The following is a 23,152-nucleotide window of genomic DNA, read 5'->3' as shown; positions in this document are numbered from 1 at the left end:
AATTAAACTTACGGAAATTTAGACAGACAAAAAGCCGTCATTATGACGGCTTACACGATTTAACGCATCTATGGTAGTTACAGCAATAACAGAAAGCGTGTTAAATACTTCTATGGATTACACTTTTGGTCACTGCTGCCTCAAAAATGGTCTCAATCAGTACAAGTACTCTGTGAACTTCATCATTCTTAATTGCAATTTCAGATTTCCCTTCGAGTACAGAGACGAAATTTTCATAGAAGCTTTGCTCCTCCAAATCCAGCTTTTCAATCGCAAACTTTAGTGTGGACTGTTCGGACGGCGGTGCCATCGTTTTGGTCAATCCCTGCCCCGCTTTGATAGGTTTCGGCTCTATATGAGCAACATCCGGATTTCGAGTGATAATCTCTCCACTTAAATCCCAGTCCCTAATCACTGCTGTACCTTCCGTTCCTTTGAGATACCATCTCGGTAACTTCACATAATTGGTCGTTCCCACTTCAATAAGTGCCGTAAGGCCATCTTTAAATGTTATATAACTCGTAAAGCCATCATCCACTTCGGTTCCCAAAATATAACTTAAATTAGCCGCTACACTTTCGATTTGGCTATCTGTAATCCGTAGCAGTTGGTCCAGCAAATGCACGCCCCAATCCAGCAGCATACCTCCACCGTAATCCTTCAGCTGGCGCCAGTCGCCAGGAATGCCATTGGCTCCTTGAACCCGAGATTCCAAATGGAACAGCTCGCCCAATGTCTTTTTATCGATGATGTCCTTGGCAGTCCGGAAATCTTCATCCCAGCGACGATTTTGATGAACCGTAAAGACAAGTTTCTCCTCGTTCGCTACCTTGACAATATCATTAAAATCCTTGCTGGTTATTGTAACCGGTTTTTCGCAAATGACATGTTTACCCGCCTGCAGAGCTTGAATTGCTATATCTTTGTGAACATCATTAGGTGTAGCAATCAAAACGATATCCACCAGCTCATCTGTCAGAACAGCATCCAGACTTGCGTATGTTTTATAGCCGGCTTCCTTTCCCAATTCCATCCGATATTCAACAGTATCGTATACCCCGATTACGGAAATCTGTGATACAGGATCAATTAACTGGCAATGATAGCTGCCCATCCCCCCAAAGCCAACAATTGCTATATTATAAATTCGGTTATTCATCTTCATCGTCCTTTCCCTTTTTGAATATGCCTACATGTTAGATTTCTCACAGCAAACTTTATGTAAAAAAGATGAGTGGCTGCGACCTTGATTTATGCAAGATGTATAGCACCTCAACTTGTTTAATACCCTTATCATACAAGTCTCATAAAAGACTATCTTCCTATTTTCTTGCTGTTTTATTCCCGGATATTGTCATGCGATACTTTAAAGGCGATGTCCCCGTCGCTTCCTTGAAGAAGTGATGAAATGTCTTAACGCTATTGAATCCGGCTTGCTCTGCTATTTCGGTAATCGAATAGTTTTCATTGAGCAAAATCCATTTCGCTTTATTAAGTCGATATTCATTTAGAAAAGTTACGAAGGTCATTCCTGTATTTTTCTTAAAAAACTTAGTGAAATAATAAGGACTGAACCCTATATAGTCGGCAACGTCTTTTAGTATAATTGATTCCTGGTAATGGCTTTCTACATATTCAAAAATTCGTTCCAGCTTTAATAGCATTTCTTTGGTCGGAGTTAGGATATTTTCCGAGATTTGTGGTCGATGTTTCTCATTCCCCCTTGGTACTTCTCTTAGAATAAAAGCCAACATTTCATAAAGTTTGGCCTTGATCATATATGCATAGCCCTCTTTGCGCTCGTAATCTTCTGTGCTTATGTTTTGAAGAAGAGGAAGAAGCTTGTTTGCCGTTTCACGAGGCCAGTTCCTGCTGGATTGCTCTATTTGAGTAAAAATGTCACGAAGCGATCGATCATCGTAAATTAGTGTGGATACGTCTTGGAACAGGCTCAGATCAAATTGAATAACAATTCGCTCACTATCAGGGGATGACAAAAAAAAGTGGACGTCACCGCCATTAATGAATTGGACTTCCCCCTGCTTCAGACGGATTACCTTGTCATTCAACCCCAAATCCAGGCTTCCCTGGGTAACATAAATAATTTCAATTTCCTTGTGCCAGTGAGGATAACAGAGCACATCTCCTTTATGAATAAAGCTTCGAAATGGGAGTCTTTTGTCAAGTTCCGGGATTTCTAGATATAAACTCATGTACGCTAGCTGTCCTCCTTATATGTGTTGCATTCAATAATATATCTTGTAATCGTTTTCATAAAAACTTCCTGTGCAAATTCCTTCTGTTCATTCTCTGTAGATCCTAATAATAATTCAAAAGGATATGTTTATAAATGTTTTTCTCATAAGAATTGTTGCTGAGTAGCCCTGCGTCATCAAGTCGATTTTGAAGGTAACGGTGCAATATAAGATTAACAATAAGCCTTATCAAAAACCGCACATCCGATATCCTGATGTACGGTTTTTTTGCATTCTAATTTTCTTGTTCCTTTATCACCTGATCAATTCCCGACAAAATCAGCTTCAAGCCGAACTCAAACGCTCCGTCGCTCCCCATCATCTCAAACAACCCGCCCTTGTGCATTCGCCGGAACAGTCCTGCTTCCGTCTCGCTCATGGAGTCCAGTAGCTGGATCATCTCCCCGCCCGGAAGCTCTCCCTGGTTCTTAATCATTACGGAGACCGTGCGCTGGTGCTCATAATTATCCAGAACAAAGAAGAAAACATAGTTCACAAGCGTAAGAACGGCTTGCAATTTCTGCTCTTGCTCAAGTGGCGTAGATTCCATACAGAGCAGCATACGGTTGGTGAAGCGAATCATGTCCGGCTCATGGGGCAGCGTCTGCATCATAAGCTGCGTGGAGCAGGGATACCGGCGGAGTACACTCCGTATCGATATCGCAAGGCCCTCCATTTGCACCTTCCAGTCCCCGTCGGATTGGAATTCATTCAGGATCATTTTCGATATCTGGTTGGCCAGATGCTGGTAGAGATGCTGCTTGCTCTTAAAGTACCAGTACAGAGAAGGAGCCTGAATACCCAGCCGATCGGCCAATCGCCTCATACTGAATTTCTCAATGCCTTCATCCCCAAGAAGCTCCCAAGAAGCTTCCAAAATCTTATCCTCCGAAATCTGAGGCTGTTGTTTTTTCATCCATATCCGCCCTTTTATCTAACAGTGTAAGATTATGCTTTACAGGTTCATAAGTTCATGATAACATCTAACACTGTAAGGCACAAACTAACACTGTTAGATTGAAAATTGGAATATCGTTCGAATTTCAAATCATTTCAATAAAAAAATGAAGAAAGTAGTGACTCACACATGGATGCAGAAAACCTCCATTATTTTGAAAAAGCACCGATCGCAAAAGCCATAGCTCACTTCGCTGTACCGATGATGTTAGGCACGTCGATGAGTGTCATCTATTCTATCCTTAACGCCTATTTCCTTGGTACATTAGGCAATACTGCCATGTTAACTGCACTCGCTCTAACCTTACCGTTATTCGCGGTGATTATGGCCCTCGGCAACTTGATTGGTATGGGTAGCGGTACATTTATCTCCCGTTTGTTAGGAGAAAAAAGATATGATGACCTAAAACATGTTTCCTCATTCGCCTTTTACAGCAGTTTAGTTCTTGGTCTTATCGTAATAGCCATCGGCCTCCCGCTGATCGATCCAATCGTTCATAGCTTGGGAGCAACGGCTGAATCCTTCGGATTCACAAAAGACTATGTCACGATTATGCTTATCGGTTCACCATTCGTCATATTATTCTTCACGCTGGAGAACATCGTGCGCTCGGAGGGTGCGGCAATCACTTCCATGATCGGTATGATTCTTAGCGTGGTTGTAAATATTATTCTTGATGCGATTGTCATCTTCATCTTCCATTGGGGTGTAATCGGCGTTGCTTCTGCAACGGTCATTTCTAACTTGGTTGCCAGTGTTTTTTACGCATACCATATGGGATATAAAAGCCAATTCTTGACTGTCTCCGTAAAATGGTTTAAGGCTTCCAAGGAAATTATGAGTAATGTTTTCAAAATCGGAGTTCCCGTCTTTATCATGAGTATCTTCTTGGGTGCAATGTCGCTCATTTTGAACCATTTTCTTGTCGAATATGGAGATCAGGCCATAGCGGGGTACGGAATTTCATCACGTTTGTTGCAATTTCCTGAGTTTATTCTGATGGGCTTATGCGAGGGAGTTGTGCCGTTGATTGCCTTCTCTTTTACAGCAAATAAATTACGCATGAAGCATACCATTGGATTTACGATCAAAACGATTGTTGCGTTAGCTGTTGTGTTCGGCGTTGTCGTCTATTTGATTTCCGATCACTTAATTGGTTTATTTACGAATGACCCGCAATTAATTGAAATGGGTAGCTACATTCTACATGTGACGTTCCTATCCTTGTTCATTACAGGAATGACCTCGTTGTTTGTGGGGATCTTCCAAGCAACAGCGCAAGGAACCGCCGCGTTTGTTATGTCAGTCATTCAAGGAATTACTTTGATTCCTGTACTCTATATCGCCAACCGATTGAATGGCTTCCATGGGGTTGTATGGTCACTCGTCATTGCGGATCTCGTCGCGTTCCTTGTTGGAGCTATCATGCTGTATATTCTGCGCAACAAATTGCAGCCAGATTTAGAGAATCTAGTACATTAGAAAACAGTTAATAAGCTTTCCACCTAATCAACGAAATACTAATCAAAATAAGAAAACCGTTCCTCTTGTCTAGGAACGGATTTCTTTTTTATGTGTTTTACTCAATTACGCTGCAATCAGCCAGAACTTCCGGTTTATAACGCATGCTGTCCGATTCTGTGATGGGACGAATGACTCTGCAGGGTACACCCGCTGCAAAAGAGCCTTCAGGGATATCTTGGGTTACTACACTTCCAGCGCCAATGACGCATCCGTCTCCAATGGTAACACCGCCGCATACGGTGACGTTAGCCGAAATCCAAACATCATTTCCGATGGTGACAGGTTTAGCATAACAGAGCGACTTAGGTTCCCCATTTTGGTCCAGCATTTGTCGACGTTCTGAAGCAATGAATGGGTGAACCGGTGTAACAATGGTCACATTAGGTCCAAAGCTGACGTGATCACCAATGGTAACCTTAGCATCATCCTGGACGGTCAGATTGTAGTTCGCAAAAAAGTGGTTACCGATTTCTGTGTGAACGCCATAATGAAAGAAAATGGGGCCTTGTATAAAACAACGCTCTCCTTTTCGACCCAGAATCTGCATGAGTAATGATTCGCGTTCCTCCGTTTGATCCTCAAAAGTACGACTGTATTGACTACTTAAATTGTGAGAGCGAAGCTTAATAGCCTTAAGGTCAGCATGGCCGGGACTAAATAAGATCCCATTAAAAATTCGTTCTTCTTCAGTCATGTTATCAACTCCTGTTATGATTACTTCGATACATGAATCAACCTAAAACTTTGTACAATACCTTTATAATGAATATTTATAAAGTGTATAAAAAGCATCCTACGAAATCAACTACAAAACAAGTGTATTTATCCACACCATTTCTGTCAATGAATACTCGGAGGCTTTTCGTTCTTCCCAAAAAGTTTATTTTCCCTACAAACTGATTCCCTTTTCATTTCGTACTTTGTCCGGTGTTACATCATTTCCATCTGGATCAAGTATGGTAAGCACTGAAAAAGTGTTTAGAACTTGCCCACGAATTTCCCGTAAATAGTCTTCTCGTAATACTTGTTGTTCAACTCGTTCCGCATTGGTCAAACCTTCTTCACGCTCTTTTTTCGCCAATTCATTAATGCGACCTAAATGTTTAATCATCCTTTTCCTCTCCTTCTTTACAATTAATCTTACTGGTAGTCTAGCACCGAAATGCATACATTGCACCTATTTATTAGATAACGCCGGGAAATATGGAACCACTTCCTCCCCTAATTCTTGAATCACCTCGTCAACCGGACGTGTTCCATATTTCAAGTTGAATGCAAGATGATTCACACCGATTCCTTTTAAAGCATTGAGGTATTCAATTAAAAATTTATATCCGCTCCTAAACCCTAAGTGAATAGGAGTTGGATCTTCATCTGGATTTTCTGATAAATCGATATATAAAGACTGATTAAAAGGCTTAAATTCATCCGTTAATGTACGCCATTGTTGAATAAGTGATGCTTGATCAATGATATTTCGTGGGTAATACAGCCAGCCATCACTGTGTTTTGCTATCCATTCCGGTGTCTGCGAAGAATGGTCTGTTACTAAAATTGGAATATCCTTTAACTCCGGTTTGGGTAACAAATCGCCACCCTGAAGGTTAAGGCTTGGTGAATGAATTACCGGGAAATCTTCATTCCAGACTTTTCTCATGACTTGCAAAGATTCTTGAAATAATTCACCACGTTGTTCTCGCTCCACTGAAAACGCTGAAAACTCGCTAGGGCGATCCCCCGTAGCAACGCCCAGCACAAGACGTTTTCCGGAAATTCGATCAACAGAAGCTGCCGCTTTTGCTACATGTAACGGATGGCGTAGTGTGGTGATCATACTTCCGGTACCCAATGAAATCTTTTTCGTATGAGCTGCTAAGAATCCAAGAAAAACCCATGGATCATATATTTGTCCCACATCCCCAAAGCTTGGAACATTTAAAGGAACATCTCTAACGAATAAGGAAGCAAAGCGCGCTTCTTCTGCCTTTTTCGCCAATTGCATTTGTTGCTCTAACTGCATCTCTGGGATACTACCCTTATAAGACTCTATTGGAAAATATATCCCGAGCGTAAGTTGGTCTTCTTTAAACATGTTTGTATAGCCCAGATGTGATTCAAATTTATTCATTTCCTGACCTCCGCATAAATATCCAATATTCATTTGCAAAGGCAATGATAAACCATATAACCTTCAGAAAATAGTACGCACAATTTTGTTCTATAGGATAAAATTTGTGATATTGTATACTTTTTTATACCAAACGGGAACTGTCACGTTCGACAGTCCCCGTCTCCTATTTACTGCTTGCCTTGAAGCTCCTCATGCCATTCCTGTTTGAGCTCACTCCAATGTGCTCGTTTTTCCAGTGCAGCCTGAAAATCACTCCAAGCCTGTTCAAATTGTGAGTCATCCTTAGCCATAATCAGCTTGGCTTTATACTCTTTTCGCACATTATCAAGTTCAGGCAAATATTTCTCCCATAAGCCACCCGGTTTGGCCTTCACCATATCGTAGTTTTCAGCAACCCGGGTCCCACCCATTTTGCCAATCTTTTCGGTGAATTCGATCGTTTTGAATCTTCCTTTCGGATCAGTAACCCCATAATTCCACCATGGGTACCAGTCATTACTATAGGAAGATGCCGCATAAAGCTCTGGCGTCGTGCTTGCCTTCTTCGCTTGATCTCCAGAGTCATGCAACGCTTTATATTTCTCGTCCGTGTACACCCATTTTCCTAACGGTTTATCCACCCAATCCCAGAACACTCCTGGCGGACCTTCGTTCACAACCTGCTGCTGTTCGGGCTTAGGCTGTAGTGTGTAATCGAAGAAAGCAAGAATGGAATCGAGATTTTTAGTATTTTTATTGATAAAAACGTCATTGGCAGGATAAGGATTGATAATCTGATTAGCGCCAATCTCACTCACGCCATCCACTTTCGGATAGGGAATGACATCATAGTACCATGCCGGATCGGTTGGCCCATCGAGAACCTCCCATAACTGGGCGTCCATATTAAAGAACCCACCTGCATTCATGGCTACACGTCCAGATTTGTTTTTCTCTTTGTAGCGCTCCTTCTTGTCTGTAATCGCTTCGTGATCCAGAAGCCCTTCCCGGAACATGTGGTTCATCCATTGGTAAGCCGCTTTATAATGTGGATTGTCATAGATAAACTGAAAGTCATTACCTTGCTTCTCTACTGGAATGACGCCACCCGCTGTGCTGACCGTAACGCCAAATGTACTTAGGATGACATTTTCATCGCTTGCGTCAGAGAGAAAACTAAGGGGAATCAACGGTTTCCCGTTTTCATCTTTCTGTTTAGCCGACAATCTCAAATACTTCTCTATACCGTCCAACGATTTCAGATCATCCATCGTCATGCCGGTTTTCTCCAGTACATCTGTACGGACAAACCAGCCGTAGGAAGCCCAACCGGGCCAAGGATCATCGGGATTTTGATCAAACCATGTCGGAATGGAATAGATATGTCCGTCCGAAGCTTTCATCTGATCCAGATAGATTTTCGGAATGGAGGCCAATCCAGGATATTTATCCGGCATATCGAAGTATTGCTCCAGCGGAAGAACGCTGCCCGAACGCGTCATCGCAGTGGTCACGACATCACTACGTGAGAACAGAGCTGCATCATCAAAACCACCAGTATTCAATTTCAGGTTCAGCTCTGTCATTACATCGCCCTGCGTAGCCTCCAGCCGAACGTCTATGCCCGGCTCCTTTTCTTTCCAATACATTTGGACCATACTTTGGTTATTAATTGTTGCATTCCATCCCAGCCATAGCTTAAAGGAATTTGCAGAACTGCTGCCACTCTCCGTACTACTGCTTGAGCATGCCGTTATCCCAAACATCAGTAGAGCCAAGGATAATAGCGCCAGCTTTCTTCCCTTTTGTTGACGTAAACTCATCACATGCGTCCCCCTCGGTTATTTTGAAATTGTATAGGATTAGAAAACCCATTCTGTTACTTCATTTTTCATTGGGTTATCCTTTTACTGAGCCGATAAGCACACCTTTTACAAAATACTTTTGCAGGAATGGGTACACACACAAGATCGGAAGCGCGCTTACCATGACTGTCGCCATTTTGATGGACATGAGTGTAACGTTAGAGAGCATGGTGCCCCGGGCAAGCGCTTCCTGATTATTGTTGGATCCGAGGACAGTCGAGATATCCTGGGCAGACAGCAGTTGTTGCAAAAACGTTTGAACCGGAATCAGATTCTGATCTGAAACATAAAATGCGCCAGAAAACCAGTCATTCCAGTGCCCCACTGCAGTAAAAAGGCCAATGGCTGCAAGCATGGGTTTCGAAAGCGGCATAATAATAACGAAGAGAATGCGGACAGGATTGGCGCCATCAATCTCAGCCGATTCGATCAGTGCTTCCGGAATCCCCTGGATGAATTTCATCATCACAAACATATTCCACGCCGAGAAAGCGGACGGAATGATATACACCCAGAATGAGTTTAATAATGACAAGTGATTAAGCTGGATATACAAAGGGATTAATCCGCCACTAAACAGCATCGTAATCAGCACGTATCCCAGGAGGGATTTCCTGAAAGGAAGCTGCCGATAGGACAAGCCATAAGCCGCCAGTAGTGTGATGAGTAAGCCGACAAAAGTGCCTACGATCGTTCGGGATATCGTAATTAAGTAAGCATGTTGAATAACCGAATTCCCAAGCACAACCTCATAATTGTACAAAGTAAACTCCCTAGGCCACAGATAGACACCGCCTTTTGCCGCATCGCTGCCAACGTTTAAGGAAACGGCAAGCATATACGTGAATGGATAGATTACCGAGATACAGAGAAGTGCCAATAGAAACACAATAATTGTCTGGCCCACCCGTTCCCTCATAGAAGTTCTCATATTACCAAAGCCCCTCTCCGTTGAACTTTCGCGCCATCTGATTGGTGCATAGTACCAACACCAGACTGATGACCGAAGAAAGGAGACCCACTGCAGTGGCCATTCCAAAATAACCTTGCTGCAAGCCATTTCGTAAAATATATGTGTCTAGCACATCTGCGACTGGCTGATTGGCCGGATTCATCAGAGGATAGATTTGATCCATGCCTACTGCTATCAGTCCAGGCATACTGAGAATCAACACGATAGAGATGGTCGGCATTATACCCGGCAGTGTAATGTTGCGAATTTGTGCAAGCCGTCCTGCTCCTTCTACCCTAGCGGCTTCATAGAGCTGCGGGTCAATCGTTGTAATTGCCGCCAGATACAAGATTGTATTCCAGCCGACCTCCTTCCATAGACCGCTCACTACGATCATGGGCCGGAACCACTCCGTGGATCCCAAGAAAAAGATTGAATCTCCCCCGAGCTTCTCTATCAACTGATTGACCAATCCGCCGTCCAACGTCAGCAGGGATTGCAGAATGTAAGCCACCACGATCCACGAAAAGAAATGCGGAAGATAACTTACGGATTGGACAAACCGCTTGTATTTGTTGTTTTTCACCTCATTGATGAGCAATGCCAAAATAATAGGAGCTGGAAATCCGAACACAAACTTGAGAATCGCGATGTAAATTGTATTCTTCACCACAATCCAGAACTGTTCATCTTGCAAAAATGAGAAGTTTTCCAAACCAACCCATGCACTACTCCACATCGTGCTGCCGATGTGAAAATCCTTGAATGCCACCTGGATGCCCACCATCGGAATGTAGCTGAAGAGAAGCAGTAGGATTGCACCAGGTAGAATCATTACATATTGCCAACGGTATTTTGCCAGTCGTTCAATCATTTAACCACCTCTGCCATCAGTATAGAGATCAATTGAAAGCGGTAACATATAATAACGATCGGATATCTATCGATTGGATTGGCAATATCAGAAAAGGCGAAGTAACAACTTACAAATCAAATACACTGCGTACGATTAGCTGTGATTGCAGTTCTTCAAGGGATGCCGGTTTGTTGAGATCATCTTTCTTCAGAGAAATGGTCCTTCTTTCACCTGCTGACAAGTCAAAATAATTGTTACTGAAAATACCGTCTAATTCACTGAAATCCAGCTCCACAAACCGTGCAAAAGCTTTCGAATCAACCGTTATAACAAAATGATCCTCTTCTTCTGTCATCGTGGTCTCAATCGCAGGATCAATAAAACCAAAATGCTTTGGCTTCACAAATAATACTGTACCTTCGCTGACAACTTCACCATCCACCACAAAGGAAAACTGTAAATACGTATTCCGTTTCTTAGCAGTTGTATCAAGCATCACAGTGAAATCAAGCTGTTCAAATAATGATGTTGATAACGCTTTCAAATCAATCACTTTTGAAGAAGCTACGATTTCATTGGATTGCGAATCCATGAGCCTCCATTTCAATTCTCCTTTTACAGCACTCCTACTCTCATTCGACACGTGAAGTTCTACCTTCGAACCATCTTCCTGAGCCGATACAAGAACAGGTGCGAAAAAGCGTTTGGCTGCATAATGCAGTGCTTTCCAGCGACCAAAGTAATCGATACTGGACCAGGAAGCAACAGGCCAGCAATCATTCAATTGCCAGTACAGTGCACCCATACAGCGTCCACGATGTCTGCGCCAATGCTCTACCCCACATGAGATACCTTCAGCCTGAATGAGCTGTGAAGCGTATAACAGGGAATTGAAATCTTGTGGCAAGCGATACGTCTCCCCGATGTAATACAGAATTTTCTCATTGCCCGTACCATTCTTCTGATGAGATTCCATGACCGGTGAGAAGATATTGCGGTCTTCCGGCAACGTAAATGTCTCTATGGTCTTGTGATTCGGAAAGGATTGCAATCCGAATTCGGACATGTAGCGCGGGAACAATGTGCGGAATTCGGTAAAAGGTTTCTTGCCATGCCACACATCCCAGTAATGCATGTCTCCGTAATTTTCATCGTTCGGATTGTCAAAGCTGCCTTTGGATGAAGGTGAAGCTAACCAGTAGAACGTGTTCGGATCATATTCCTTCGCAATAGCCGGAAGTAATACCTCATATTGCTTAATATAGTCTGCTTGTAACTGTAAGGATGTTTTCTTCGCCCAGTCCCATTCAACCCAAGCCATCTCCTGCTCATTGTTTCCACACCAGATTCCTAATGAGGCATGATGACGCAAGCGTTTCATGTTATCGATGGTCTCTTTAGTAATCGATTGCTTAAATTCCTCAGTCAGTTCATATACCCCGCAGGCATACATCAAGTCCTGCCATACAATCAAGCCGTATTCGTCGCACAAATCATAGAAGTAATTCTCCGGATAATGTCCCCCACCCCAGACACGAATTGTATTGAAATGGGCTTGCGCACAGCTCTTGATCAATCGTTCTGTCCGATCTGGGTTACAGCGCGGCAAGATGTTATCTTCCGGAATATAGTCAGCACCCATCGAGAAAAAAGATACACCGTTCACTTCGAATTCGAAGGACTCACCCCACTGATCCTGCTCTTGCTTCACAGTTAATGTTCTCAGTCCAATGCGCTTATCATCACGATCCAGCTCCACGTCTTGTTCTATAAGCGCAACGCTCAGCTGATACAATGGCTGTTTGCCCAGACCATTCGGCCACCATAACTCGGGATGGTCCACTTCAATCCAGATATGATGATCCCCATCATTCACGACAGACGTGCATCCTTTCAACGTCTCCCCGGATGGTGTATCTAATGTGACCATGATCTCACGCTCTGCTTGGACCCAACTAGATGCCCTTACGCGAACATCTAAGGTTACCTTACCTTCGCTATGCATCTGTGTAATGTAGACATCTTCCAAACGGGCATGATCATAGCCTTGAATGGAGATATTCCGCCAGATTCCCAAATCAGGTAATTGTGGACCCCAGTCCCAACCGAACATGGAGTGTGCTTTACGCAAATGGGAGATTCCTTCTACTGCATCACTGCAGTTAATCAACGGGCGCTCGGCTTGTTTACGCAGTACATACTCCACAGGGGAACGAAGAATAATGTGTATGGTATTTTCACCTTGTTTGATAAAGGAGGTAATATCGATTTCATAAGTACTATGCATATTACTTACATTCGCGATATTCATTCCATTCAGAAACAATTCGCCAATCGTATCCAACCCTTCACATAACAGGATGATCCGGTCATGCTTGAGATCCGCTTCGCTTACTTCAAAAGAGTGTTTGTATTCATAATCATAATTGCACAGTTCAAGTGCCACCCGCTCTTGCTCGCGGTAGTAAGGGTCTTCCATTTGTCCAGCTTGTAGCAAATCATTAAAGACCGAACCTGGAACCGTAGCCGGAAGCCATTCGGCATGATCCACTCTCTTCATTTGCCACCTGCCATTGAGATCGATAAGCAACATTTGTGATACCTCCTGATGTCTTTGTAATCTATTTCATTCTATCAAGAGGCCTCCATACTTTCTTATGTTGTGTTCACGGAATTCGTGTGCTATTTTGACATTAACAATAATTGGAGAGGTTAGAGCCATGATCAAATACACAGCGTCTACTCACATCCATCACGACCTGCTCGTAGATCCGTTCTGGGTCGATTCCTTATCGAAAGTATCACCCGAGCATACCCATGACTTTTACGAGTTCTTCATTCTAAGTGAAGGGCAGTGCCAACATATCGTCAATGGAACAACCCAGCATTTAAGGCCGGGCTGCCTTGTCTTTATTCGACCGCATGATATTCACCGTTATGAGCCGGAAGGCACTCAGGACTGCCGTTTTCTGAATAGCCCGTGTCGATCCGCAGTAATAGATGAAGCTTTGGCCTACTTGAATGAACAGAAGTATGCGCAAGGACTCTTGCAGGCTCCCGTTCCCCAGATTGCCATGTTATCTCAGTTAGAAATGACAGAGATGGTTCGAAGCTTTGAACGGATTATGATGCTCTCCACAGTGGATAAGAAGAAGGCTCGCGTATACGCAAAAGGGCTGATTATTCAGATTTTTACGCAGCATTTCTTTGAGTTGGATACCATTGAACAACCCATTCTCCCGCTGTGGCTTGAGCATGCGATCTCCAAAATGCAGCTGAAAGAAAACATGATTCGTGGTCTTCATGCGCTCTATGAATTGTCAGGTCGAAGCGTTGGTCATGTGAACCGTGCCTTTCGTCAATATCTGAATCAGACACCAACAGAGTATATTAATCAGCTTCGGCTGAATGTAGCCAAAAACTTGCTGCTCACGACTGAGATTCGCGTGCTTGAGATTGCACTGGAAGCGGGATTTGAGAACGTCAGCCACTTCTACCATCAGTTCAAAAAATACTATAATCAAGCTCCGCTAGATTTCCGTAAAAACGCGACAATGAATAAGGAATCGCTGCTGCCATAAGGATTCAAAGCATCCATGTAGTGGTATCTACGGCATCCCATCCCATCACATCCGTACTCAAAACTCAAAAAAAGCTCTCCCTATATGGCAGGGAGAGCAGAGTACACACAAAGCAACTTATGCGAAGTATTTATATTGGCGATTGGCGACACGAACCCCTCCGAGCATTTGATCTATTTCTCTCACTTCGAGGTTTGGTGCAGCTAGAAGGATATTGTTGCCGTCCTTTCCTTTCAGACACGCTGGGCCGCAGGGAAGCCAAACGAGATTACAGCTCCTCCCTCCTTACGGTTGGTGGCCTGAATCAGCCCGCCGCAGCGTTCCACAATGGCCCGGGCAATCGCCAGACCCAGTCCGGAATCACCATCTTTTCCTTTGACAAAACGGTGGAATAAGGTGGGCAGCAGCTCCTGCGGAAAGCCGGGACCGTCATCCGAGACGGATAGCGCGATCTTCCCTTTTTCCAAGTTCGCAGTGATGTGAATTTCTTCTTTGGCGTATCTTGCGGCATTCGTCACGACGTTGAGCAGTGCCTGCAGCAGTTTATCCTGATCAGCCATGATGAACAGCTCTTTATTCTCCGGACAAGCGATATGGAGTGTAAGTCCTTTCTTTACAAGCAGCGGATTGACACGTTCGGATGTTTCCGTCAACAATTCGTTCAGACTGACCTTGGAAGGTTTGAAGATATCCTCTTCACTATCCAGCTTCGCAAGCAGCGTCATTTCGGTCACAATCTTGCCTAATCTACCGCTCTCCCCCAGGATCACGTCCAACCCTTTACGAACGTTCTCACCTTCAAAGATTCCATCTCGAATGCCCTCCGCATAGCCTGCAATGGACATCAGAGGGGTCTTCAGCTCATGAGAAGCATTCTGGAAAAACTGCTTCTGCACCTCATTGAACCTGTTCAGTTCGCCAGCCATCTCGTATACCGTCTGTGCCACAGCTCCAATCTCACCGCCAGCCTTGACCAGCTGCACATCCGTGAAATGACGTTGTTTGACCTTCTTAAGTTCCTGCTTCAGATTCATCAATGGCTGAATCAGCCTTTTCGTAATAAACAAACTGAGCAGGAACATAATGGCTCCAACGATACAGATCACCAGGATGAGACGCCCCAGAAGCGCCTGTTCAATTGCTTTGATCTTGCTCATGGGCGTCAACAGAGTCAGGGTTCCTTGGGGGATGGGACTGACATCCATCACATAACGCCCATCCGTTCCCTTCCACAGATCCTTGATGCTGGACGAAGTGACCGCTGTGTATTTCGACAAGTTTGCTGGTACAGCTTCAGTCAATGTGTTACTGCTCGCTATTCCGGTTGTACCACTCACAGACAAAGTCCCTGACAGTACATTTCCGTTAAAATCAGTGACAAAGGCTTCAACATCCGCAGGAATGAGTGTTGAAGGAGCACTCGTAACTTCTCCCGTTACCAACTGGACGGACTGCATACCCGTAATATTCGAATTAGGCGGCATCGTGACCGCAGCTCCAGTGGAAAGTACAGGACTCATTGTGAGATCCCCCGTTTTCGTTATAGAAGCGGACATCGCCGCACTTAACGTCTTGAGATCATTCTTCTCTGTCCCAATGAAATGATCCAGCAGCACATAATGAAGTAAAACGGCCGTGACGGAGAGGATCAGAACCAGTGACAATCCGAACGCAAGGTTAATTTGATGAACAAGTTTCATATTAAACTTCACTCCGATCTGTACGCATACGATACCCGTGTCCCCACACCGACTCGACGGGAAGTTCCTCAATTTTTTTGCGAATCCGCTTAATTAAATGATCCACGGCACGGTCACTGCCAAAATAATCTTCTCCCCAGACAAAACTGAGCAGCTCGTCCCTCGTAAACGCACGATTCGGATGTTCAGCCAGTACCTTGAGCATGGTGAACTCTTTGCTGGTCAGGTCCACTTCTTCCCCTCTCCATATGGCCCGCCTCTCTTCCAACATTAATTGAAGATCACCGGTATCGATTCTTGGCGTCGCAGCTTCGCTTACAACAGCTCTTTCTTCCGCACCGGTAAGTCTAATCCAACGTTCCAGCTGCCGCTTGATGCGGGCTACCAGCTCACGGGGGCTGAAAGGCTTCACTAGATAATCGTCACTGCCTAGCTCAAGGCCAAGTATTTTGTCCACCTCATTATCCTTCGCCGAGATCATAATAATGGGTACCTCTCCTTCATTACGGATGCGTTTGCACAATTCATAGCCATCCATTCCGGGCAGCATAATATCCATCACCCACATGCTCGGCGGACTTATTCTATATAAAGACCAGGCATCCTCGGCATTAGCAAGGCCTATCGTTCGATAGTTCTCTTTGTGCAAATAAGCTTGAATCAGTGTGCGTATATTCTCGTCATCATCTACAACCGCGATGAGGTAATCGTTATTCATGAACGGGGCCTCCTGTACTTTTCTCTATAGTGAGTATACCAAAGGTATATATATGGGAAGAGCTTTGCCATTGTTTTTCCACAATTACACCAATATTGTGCCACACTCCTTCGGTAAATTGATAACTGTAAGACAAACCAAACCATAAGGAGTGTTACGAAATGAACTACAGTTTTAAATTCAGAAATGTTGCCCTGTCCGCCCTGCTGCTCACTGCGATCTCCGCACCGATTGTCGCGAATGCCGACAGCGCCGCTAACGCAAATGCTGTTACAAATGGAACTGCTACCTTGAAAGAAGCTAAATCCGCCATTGCGACCTTTACATTGGCTAATCCGGTGGAGCAGGCCAAAAAGTACGCGCCAGAAACAGTAAGCGAATGGGAAAAAACGCTAGCCCGTTACAATAAACTGCTTTCACAAAACTATACATCCCAAGTAATGGCCACTTTGGTTGCTGTTGACGTAGACTCTGACGAATGGAAGAAAGTTTCCGAGAACGCCAAACCAGGTGAGATCAAAGAAATGCAGGCCTTAAAGGTTGAGGAAGGCAAACTTACCCCAGTTGAGAGTGTAAAAGCCGAAAAATTACCTAATTCCGAAAATAAGAACACCTTGTCTTTCTCCATTACCACAAGCAGTTCGGATCTGAAAGGATTAGTTGAGAATGCAGAATCTGGAGTGGCAATTGCCGTCAGCCCTCTGAATCTTGACGAAAAATCAACCGGAACAACAAGCGCGGTTATAGCAAATGCTGAAAGTCTTCAATTTAGCGGTACTACAGCTGCCAGTGCATTCTTCTTAGCACAAAGTAATTTGAATAATGCTGTAACAGCTAAGGACGAAGCGGCAATCAAGACTTCCCTTGCCGACCTTCTGAAGCAATACAAAGCGCAAATTACTGAGCTAGAGGCAGCTCAAGAGTAGGTTTAAATACATTTCAGCTTTAACTACATCATTAAGCAAAAACGCCAAATCTTACACGAACTAAAAGACCGAACGCCAACAACCAGCAAGCCTCCACATGGAAGCCTGCTGGTTGTTGTTTTGTTGGCTATAAGCTATATCTGCTACGTGTTATCTACTGCCTGCCCTGATCTTAAATGAGTCAGGGCTTTTGCTCTTCGGTTTATTTTTCGTTAACCCGGGTAACTACAAATGGCTCGTTCAACGCCTGCAGAGCTGCGGCCATATCTTCAGCTGAAAGTCTGCTGCCAGCCGAAATATGATATTGAAACTCATAGAAGCCGCCCAAGGTCGCTTTGAAATTCGTTTCCCAATAATTTGTCATCAGCCAGGCATAGGCTTCCGGTTGAGCGTCAGGTGCTTGCTGGGTGTGGACCTTTCTGGTCCCGTAATCCAGCGTTCCCCATTGTACGAGAGGTGTGTCCGGGACAGCAAGCAGCAGACTGCGGTCATGATCCCGCCAGGCAATGCCCGACTGTACAGCGGAATAATCCAGGCAAGTTCCCGGAATCTGATCCTTCCAGGGGCGAACGAGGCCTCCTGGCTTGTCGGCAAACAGGGTAACCGGCCCAGTGCCTCCCGGGTTGAACGGCAGGGCCAGATAAACGTTCTCCGGATTCCAGATGCTCTCTTTATGGAACCGCGCCGAAATATCCATCCGGTTTTGACGGGTATAGATCCGCAAGTGTAGTGAAAAATAGGCGATACCCTTGAGCTGATAACCAAGCTCAACGGTAGCATACAGCGGTCCATTATCCACCGCTCGCACGGAGATAAGCTGACCAACCGAACGCTCCACGTTCAAGCCTTTACGGTTGCGTCCCATTTTGGAACGGACGCTCCATACCTGAGATGCATCCGCAGGGTTCGCCGGATTGGTCACCTCATAGATGGGTGTAAATGCCCCATACAGATCATCCGCTTTCAACAGTTCGCGTCCTGTCTCCTTATCGATCCACGACACAATGCCGCGCTCTTTCGACCAAGTCAAGCGTACAAAAGGGGACTCCAGCCCAGTTTGGCAAACGGAGATCGGCGCTTGCTGTCCGCCTGTCGTTAAGGAATACATATCCTCCATATCGTACACCTGGTCAGCGCCGATCAGCTTTGAATTGGAGGTTGACGTTAAGGAAGAATGACTCTTCTGCGCTGCCAGGAGTGGGCGCAGAATCAGTATGCAGCTCTCCATGCCTTGGAGTTTAAGCTCCGCAATAATCGTCTGCGGGTGGCTTGACTGCTGGATCAGCACCTGTCCCGTGTCCTCACGGATTACTTCTACTCCGTTTAATAGCTCATCCGGTTCCCATCCTTCAAGCTTCAACTGAACCAACTCGGTTACCTCCCGCTCCGAGAGATTCGTTACCTTGAAGCGATAAGGACGCCCCGGGTACAAGGTGGCGGCATTATCGGCAAGCAGCACCTGATCTAGCGCGCGGTAAGCAAGCTTGCTTGCCTCTGCAGCGTGAGCTGTCTTGCGAACCTCAAGCATCTGCACATTTTTGTGCCACGGTTCATAAACAGAGGAGTGATACCCCCAAGTGTGTTCGGCATAAAGAGTAAGCGCCTGCTCTACAGCCTCGATTTCCTGGAGACTAACACTTTTCTGTTCAGGGTCGAGCTTTTCCACCTTGCGAAGTGTCCGCTGTGCGTCACGGTAAATCTGAGTGTGCATCGGTGTGGAGCTTACACCGTCCGACCACCAGTCAGGCCAATCCCCTTTATGCACAGGCAGACCATCCGTCCCTTCCTCCTTCAAGCGGGCAAAAAAGCCACTCAACGTACTCATCTCCACGGAAATCCCCTCGCCGTTTTGACGGTTCCATGCATCGATCCATTCCATGATTGCGCTATTGGGCGATCCGTTGTCTGTGGGCAATCCGGACAGCATCATCGGCACGAAATCGTATGGATACTGCTCCGCCTCAAGCTGGGCCAAGTACCGGTGGATGCGAATATTGGCGATTTGATTATGAATGTTCGCTGTTTCCACAAGTCTGTGGCCGAATTCATCACGAATCATGTATTTGCCAAGCGCACCAGGACAGAAACCAAGCTCGTTGCCAAGCATGTAGTGGTCTCCATTCCAGACCAGCAGGCGTTCCCCACTTGGAGCTTCCCACCAGAAAGGGGACTGCTTGCGGCCCAGCGCATACATGCCGTGATGAGTATGTATACAGCTGAATAAATGTCCGATTCCGTTATTTAGCAGGCTATCGGCATATCCCCAGCTGTAGCCATTGATATCCGCCGTCATCGCACTGTCTATTGGGTGACCGATAGATTTGGTATATGTCTGAGCTTTGCTGTGTATTTTGTTCAACAACTGTAGGTCGGGCAGCTCAGTCATATTCAAATACGTGCCGGAGAGCTCGATATCGCCGCGCCGCACGGCATCAGCAAATGCAACTTTTTCCTCGTCTCGAGCCTGCTTCAGGAATTGCTCCACAGCCCAGAAGGTCTCACAGGTCCAACGGAACCCTTTCCACTCGGGGTTTACACCGTTATGGGCATCATTAACAATACGCAGCGCCTGACGGATAAAATCGATATGATATTGTTCAATCTTCTCCTGCCGGTCAGTATAACCAATGTCAGTATGGGAATGGTGAATGACATATATTTTCCATTTCCGTTTAAGCGTCGGGATGGCGGCCTGTTTGATTTGTTGTTCGAGTGTCATCTTTTTTTCTCCTTTATTGGTGGATTAGGTACCTTTTACGAGTTGGAAAATCCCGTGGAACACATGCTCTTGCATTTGTTTCTCATTATGCTGAGAAATCTTCTCGGGCAAGAGCGCTTCCGAAAGCGCGCCGCCAAATAGATCATGGGTTTCGGCAATTTGTCCCCCCAGGATCAGACGAGCGGGGCGAAACTCTGCCACGTACGGACGCAACATTTCCCCAAGCCGCTGGCCGTAAAGCTGCCATACACGGATGGCGGAGGAATTTCCCTGTCTGGCCGCTATGGCCAGATGGTACACGTCCTCTCCCTGCCTTCGAGCATCATGGCTATCTGCCAAGGCCAAAATCCCTCGGCTTCCGAACAGATCATCCACGGTTCCTCCGTTGTATTGCTCGGCATACAACATGCCTGAGTCGGGAATTCCCCATTTTCCACTGACAATGGACCGGTTCTCAACGAAAGCGGAGCCAAGACCCGTTCCCAATGTAAGGCAAAGCAATCTGTCCTGTGGAAAAAGCCTGCTGACCCCCAGAGCGAACAGGGCAGCATCATTGCCAAAACGAATATCTGCGGCGGCAAGCTGGGTCATCCATGTAGGAGCAGTGGGCTCCGCTGCAAGCGCCGTTAATTCACACCGCAGCAGTGTTTTTAGATTGAATTCATAAAGCTGCTCGTATTTATTCAATCCCTGGATACGGGAAACGCCAATGTCGTATTCAAAAGGGCCGGGGAAAGCAAAACCGATGTGAAAATTGGCAAAAGTGCCCCGGGTCCCTTTATCGGTACTTAGCCTCTCCATGTAGGCGACGTATGCCGCGGCAAGCTCCTGGATCACGCCAGCCAGATTGGAGGCGATTTCATACGCGCTACTGTCGGAGTGCGATGACCTTTTGACATAAAGTTGTGGTAGAAGATTCCCGTCACTCAGTACAACGGCACCCTTCAAAAAGGTCCCCCCGGCATCAATGGCAATCGTTACGTCAGGGTTCATAAAGGTTCACCAGATTTCCAGTGATGCGGAAGCAGAGGCGTGTTCCAGTCTGGGGAAACCTGTGCCCGGATCAGAGTGCACGATCGGTCACCCAGAGACTCCAGACGGAAACCTCCGACGGAGGCAGGAACGATATACGCTTCCGCGTACCCCCACTCCACAGCCGCTGCCTCATCATCCAGCGGAGTCAGCCGCACACGATCGCCTTCTACGAGGTTGAACATAACAAACTCTCCAGCCGTGTCGTCGATCCACTCTCCGTCCAGTTTTAATCTTTTGATCTGAAAAAGCAGATCCTCCCGTTCGCCCAGCAGCTCTTCCTTGCTGTCTCCCTGTACCCGGCTTTCCTTTGGAACCGCTATCAACTGCTTCTGAACGTATTCCGTGTCAAACTGTTCCTGCATGTTGGCTCTGGCATGATCGCCGTTGATCGGACGCGGCCGCCCGTCTCTGTCTAGCCGCAAATGGTCGTATATTTTGAAGGTAAACCACCAGGTTGTCGAAGAGATCTCCAGCACCAGATTGTTTTTGCCCGAAAAATGTACGGCTCCCGGCGGGATCAGAAACAGGTCACCCTTATTCGCATCCCAAATATTCACATATTCTGGGATCTTCAGCGGTTGTCCCAAGGTGTGGGCCGATTCAACCGCCTGAAGCAGCTCCTCCCCGGTTGTACCCTCTGTGAAACCCAGTCCCACAAAAGGTTTGGTGCCTTCCTTCTGTTCCATAATGTAATAGGATTCCTGCTGCGTCATCGTTTCGTTGAAGCTCTGCTCGATGTAAGCCTGCTGGGGGTGGACCTGCAAAGACAGATGATCCCCGTCAATCGTATCGAGATAATCAAACCGGATCGGAAAATAGTCGCCAAACAGTTGCACATTGCGCTCGCCCATAATTGCTTCTGGATGAGCAGACAGTAATAGCGGGAAAGGAAGCTCCACTATAAAATCCCGATAACCGATTAATATCGTGTTTTCCGGTGCGATAGGTTCAAACCCCCATGCGCAGTTATTCCAATCCTTAGGTAGGTCGCATAGTTCTTTTAAATACTGTCCGCCCCAAATCCCCGGTGCAAAAAACGGCTTTACTCGAAAAGGCTGCTGGGCTGTTGAAGCCAAAAGTCGGCGCAGCATAGGAACGGTGACCAAAATGGGTCGTTCCCGGTTGTTCGTATCCACGTAGTAGTCAAAGTCATACAAGTGGCGTTTGCGATATTCCTCCCAGACGGGCCACTCCAGAAACAAGGCCTGTTTATAGGTTTCGACCGTATCCAGGCAAGGACCTAACCCCAGAGACCCCATCCCCTGCTGATGCAGTTTCTGCTGTGCTTCTCTCGATAAGTCGCAAAATAGAGAAACGTTCGTTAAACCTGATGCTGTAGAAAGGAAACCAGAGCCAGGCCCAAAGGTCACAACGATGGGGGCTAACTGATCTACGTTCGGCGACTGGGCCTCTGCATGTTCAGCGGAATGATAAAGCCGAAGTTGATCGTCTACATCACTGAGCCAGACCGACTGTGCACGTGGTCGGAAATAATCCTTAACGCTGACGTCCGAGGCTACAACGCCAAAAGCACGGTTATCCGTCAGATAAGGGTGAAACTGCTGAAGCAAATCTGCAGAAGACTTTAAATAATCAGCGCTGTCAATCTCAATTAAAGCCCTGCTCTCTAGGTGGCAGCGCGACCGAAGTATTTCCAGACATTCGCTGAATGCGGCACCATGCGTACCGTCAATGACCATATAAAAAGGAAGCAAATCATTCTGTACACATTCGGGCCAAATTAGATCAAGCCATTCTTCATACGCATTCCAGATCCCCGGTTCTGCCTCTTGGTCGGGCTGAAGCTGAATGAAATTAATTGGGTTGGTTTGAAAGGCCAAAGGGGCTATTCGGGGCATGTTTAAAACCTCCAACTCTATATCGATTTATGTTCATCATTGTATAGGGAGTTGGAGGTGCTGTCTTTAAACGATCAAGCTGTGTTTTTGTACA

The 23,152-nt window shown here is 45.8% G+C and carries 18 protein-coding genes; 3 read left to right on the top strand and 15 right to left on the bottom strand.

Annotated features, from left to right (window positions below; genetic code table 11):
* Window positions 1-100 precede the first annotated feature (100 nt).
* The 3 genes from CRO25_RS04150 to CRO25_RS04140 form a co-directional block, all read right to left on the bottom strand.
* The gene (locus tag CRO25_RS04150) at window positions 101-1,165 is read right to left on the bottom strand and encodes a Gfo/Idh/MocA family protein (protein WP_079693831.1); all 1,065 of its coding nucleotides are present in this window, start codon (window positions 1,163-1,165) and stop codon (window positions 101-103) included.
* Window positions 1,166-1,322: 157 nt separating this feature from the next.
* Entirely contained in the window at window positions 1,323-2,213 is an 891-nt protein-coding gene (locus CRO25_RS04145) for a helix-turn-helix domain-containing protein (RefSeq protein WP_079693832.1), read from the bottom strand.
* Window positions 2,214-2,490: 277 nt separating this feature from the next.
* Complete coding sequence (locus CRO25_RS04140; RefSeq protein ID WP_079693833.1) at window positions 2,491-3,171, bottom strand: TetR/AcrR family transcriptional regulator; 681 nt, start codon at window positions 3,169-3,171, stop codon at window positions 2,491-2,493.
* Between the two features lie 171 nt (window positions 3,172-3,342).
* Between CRO25_RS04140 and CRO25_RS04135 the strand changes: the two genes are divergently transcribed.
* Window positions 3,343-4,695: an MATE family efflux transporter gene (locus CRO25_RS04135; RefSeq protein ID WP_079693834.1), complete on the top strand. Its 1,353-nt coding sequence runs from the start codon at window positions 3,343-3,345 to the stop codon at window positions 4,693-4,695.
* Window positions 4,696-4,792: 97 nt separating this feature from the next.
* On the opposite strand, the gene CRO25_RS04130 is transcribed toward CRO25_RS04135, so the two are convergent.
* The 7 genes from CRO25_RS04130 to CRO25_RS04100 form a co-directional block, all read right to left on the bottom strand.
* Window positions 4,793-5,431, bottom strand: coding sequence for a sugar O-acetyltransferase (locus tag CRO25_RS04130; protein WP_079693835.1), 639 nt, complete (start codon window positions 5,429-5,431; stop codon window positions 4,793-4,795).
* 195 nt (window positions 5,432-5,626) lie between these two features.
* On the bottom strand, window positions 5,627-5,848 hold the full coding sequence (locus CRO25_RS04125; protein ID WP_076289250.1) for a DUF896 domain-containing protein: 222 nt from the start codon (window positions 5,846-5,848) through the stop codon (window positions 5,627-5,629).
* A 66-nt stretch (window positions 5,849-5,914) separates the two neighbouring features.
* Entirely contained in the window at window positions 5,915-6,865 is a 951-nt protein-coding gene (locus CRO25_RS04120; protein WP_079693836.1) for an LLM class oxidoreductase, read from the bottom strand.
* A 170-nt stretch (window positions 6,866-7,035) separates the two neighbouring features.
* The gene (locus tag CRO25_RS04115; protein WP_063562692.1) at window positions 7,036-8,670 is read right to left on the bottom strand and encodes a hypothetical protein; all 1,635 of its coding nucleotides are present in this window, start codon (window positions 8,668-8,670) and stop codon (window positions 7,036-7,038) included.
* A 76-nt stretch (window positions 8,671-8,746) separates the two neighbouring features.
* Complete coding sequence (locus CRO25_RS04110) at window positions 8,747-9,643, bottom strand: carbohydrate ABC transporter permease (RefSeq protein WP_063562693.1); 897 nt, start codon at window positions 9,641-9,643, stop codon at window positions 8,747-8,749.
* A 1-nt stretch (window position 9,644) separates the two neighbouring features.
* A complete protein-coding gene (locus CRO25_RS04105; protein ID WP_079693837.1) occupies window positions 9,645-10,538 on the bottom strand; it encodes a sugar ABC transporter permease in 894 nt (297 codons plus the stop codon).
* 109 nt (window positions 10,539-10,647) lie between these two features.
* Window positions 10,648-13,113 carry a glycoside hydrolase family 2 protein gene (locus CRO25_RS04100; protein WP_079693838.1) on the bottom strand — a complete coding sequence of 822 codons (2,466 nt, stop codon included), beginning with the start codon at window positions 13,111-13,113 and terminating at the stop codon, window positions 10,648-10,650.
* Between the two features lie 127 nt (window positions 13,114-13,240).
* Between CRO25_RS04100 and CRO25_RS04095 the strand changes: the two genes are divergently transcribed.
* Window positions 13,241-14,101 carry a helix-turn-helix domain-containing protein gene (locus CRO25_RS04095; protein WP_179132071.1) on the top strand — a complete coding sequence of 287 codons (861 nt, stop codon included), beginning with the start codon at window positions 13,241-13,243 and terminating at the stop codon, window positions 14,099-14,101.
* Between the two features lie 233 nt (window positions 14,102-14,334).
* On the opposite strand, the gene CRO25_RS04090 is transcribed toward CRO25_RS04095, so the two are convergent.
* Together CRO25_RS04090 and CRO25_RS04085 are read right to left on the bottom strand one after the other, a co-directional pair.
* Window positions 14,335-15,801, bottom strand: a complete 1,467-nt coding sequence (locus tag CRO25_RS04090) for a HAMP domain-containing sensor histidine kinase (RefSeq protein ID WP_079693840.1) — start codon at window positions 15,799-15,801, stop codon at window positions 14,335-14,337.
* 1 nt (window position 15,802) lies between these two features.
* On the bottom strand, window positions 15,803-16,519 hold the full coding sequence (locus tag CRO25_RS04085) for a response regulator transcription factor (protein WP_072733199.1): 717 nt from the start codon (window positions 16,517-16,519) through the stop codon (window positions 15,803-15,805).
* Window positions 16,520-16,680: 161 nt separating this feature from the next.
* Between CRO25_RS04085 and CRO25_RS04080 the strand changes: the two genes are divergently transcribed.
* The gene (locus tag CRO25_RS04080; RefSeq protein ID WP_072733200.1) at window positions 16,681-17,445 is read left to right on the top strand and encodes a hypothetical protein; all 765 of its coding nucleotides are present in this window, start codon (window positions 16,681-16,683) and stop codon (window positions 17,443-17,445) included.
* A gap of 202 nt (window positions 17,446-17,647) precedes the next feature.
* Here CRO25_RS04080 and CRO25_RS04075 read toward each other — a convergent pair whose 3' ends face one another.
* From CRO25_RS04075 to CRO25_RS04065, 3 genes are read right to left on the bottom strand one after another with little or no spacing between them, the layout of a single operon-like run.
* Complete coding sequence (locus CRO25_RS04075) at window positions 17,648-20,164, bottom strand: glycoside hydrolase family 38 C-terminal domain-containing protein (RefSeq protein ID WP_079693841.1); 2,517 nt, start codon at window positions 20,162-20,164, stop codon at window positions 17,648-17,650.
* Window positions 20,165-20,188: 24 nt separating this feature from the next.
* The gene (locus tag CRO25_RS04070) at window positions 20,189-21,157 is read right to left on the bottom strand and encodes an ROK family protein (protein WP_079693842.1); all 969 of its coding nucleotides are present in this window, start codon (window positions 21,155-21,157) and stop codon (window positions 20,189-20,191) included.
* Window positions 21,154-23,058, bottom strand: coding sequence for a class I mannose-6-phosphate isomerase (locus CRO25_RS04065; RefSeq protein ID WP_097115714.1), 1,905 nt, complete (start codon window positions 23,056-23,058; stop codon window positions 21,154-21,156). The genes CRO25_RS04070 and CRO25_RS04065 overlap by 4 nt, the downstream gene beginning before the upstream one ends.
* Between the last annotated feature and the right edge of the window lie 94 nt (window positions 23,059-23,152).

This window comes from Paenibacillus sp. RU5M, from assembly GCF_900221055.1.
Lineage (GTDB): Bacteria > Bacillota > Bacilli > Paenibacillales > Paenibacillaceae > Paenibacillus > Paenibacillus marchantiae.
Note: the sequence above shows the minus strand (reverse complement) of the source record. Positions and strands in the feature narration are given on the sequence as shown.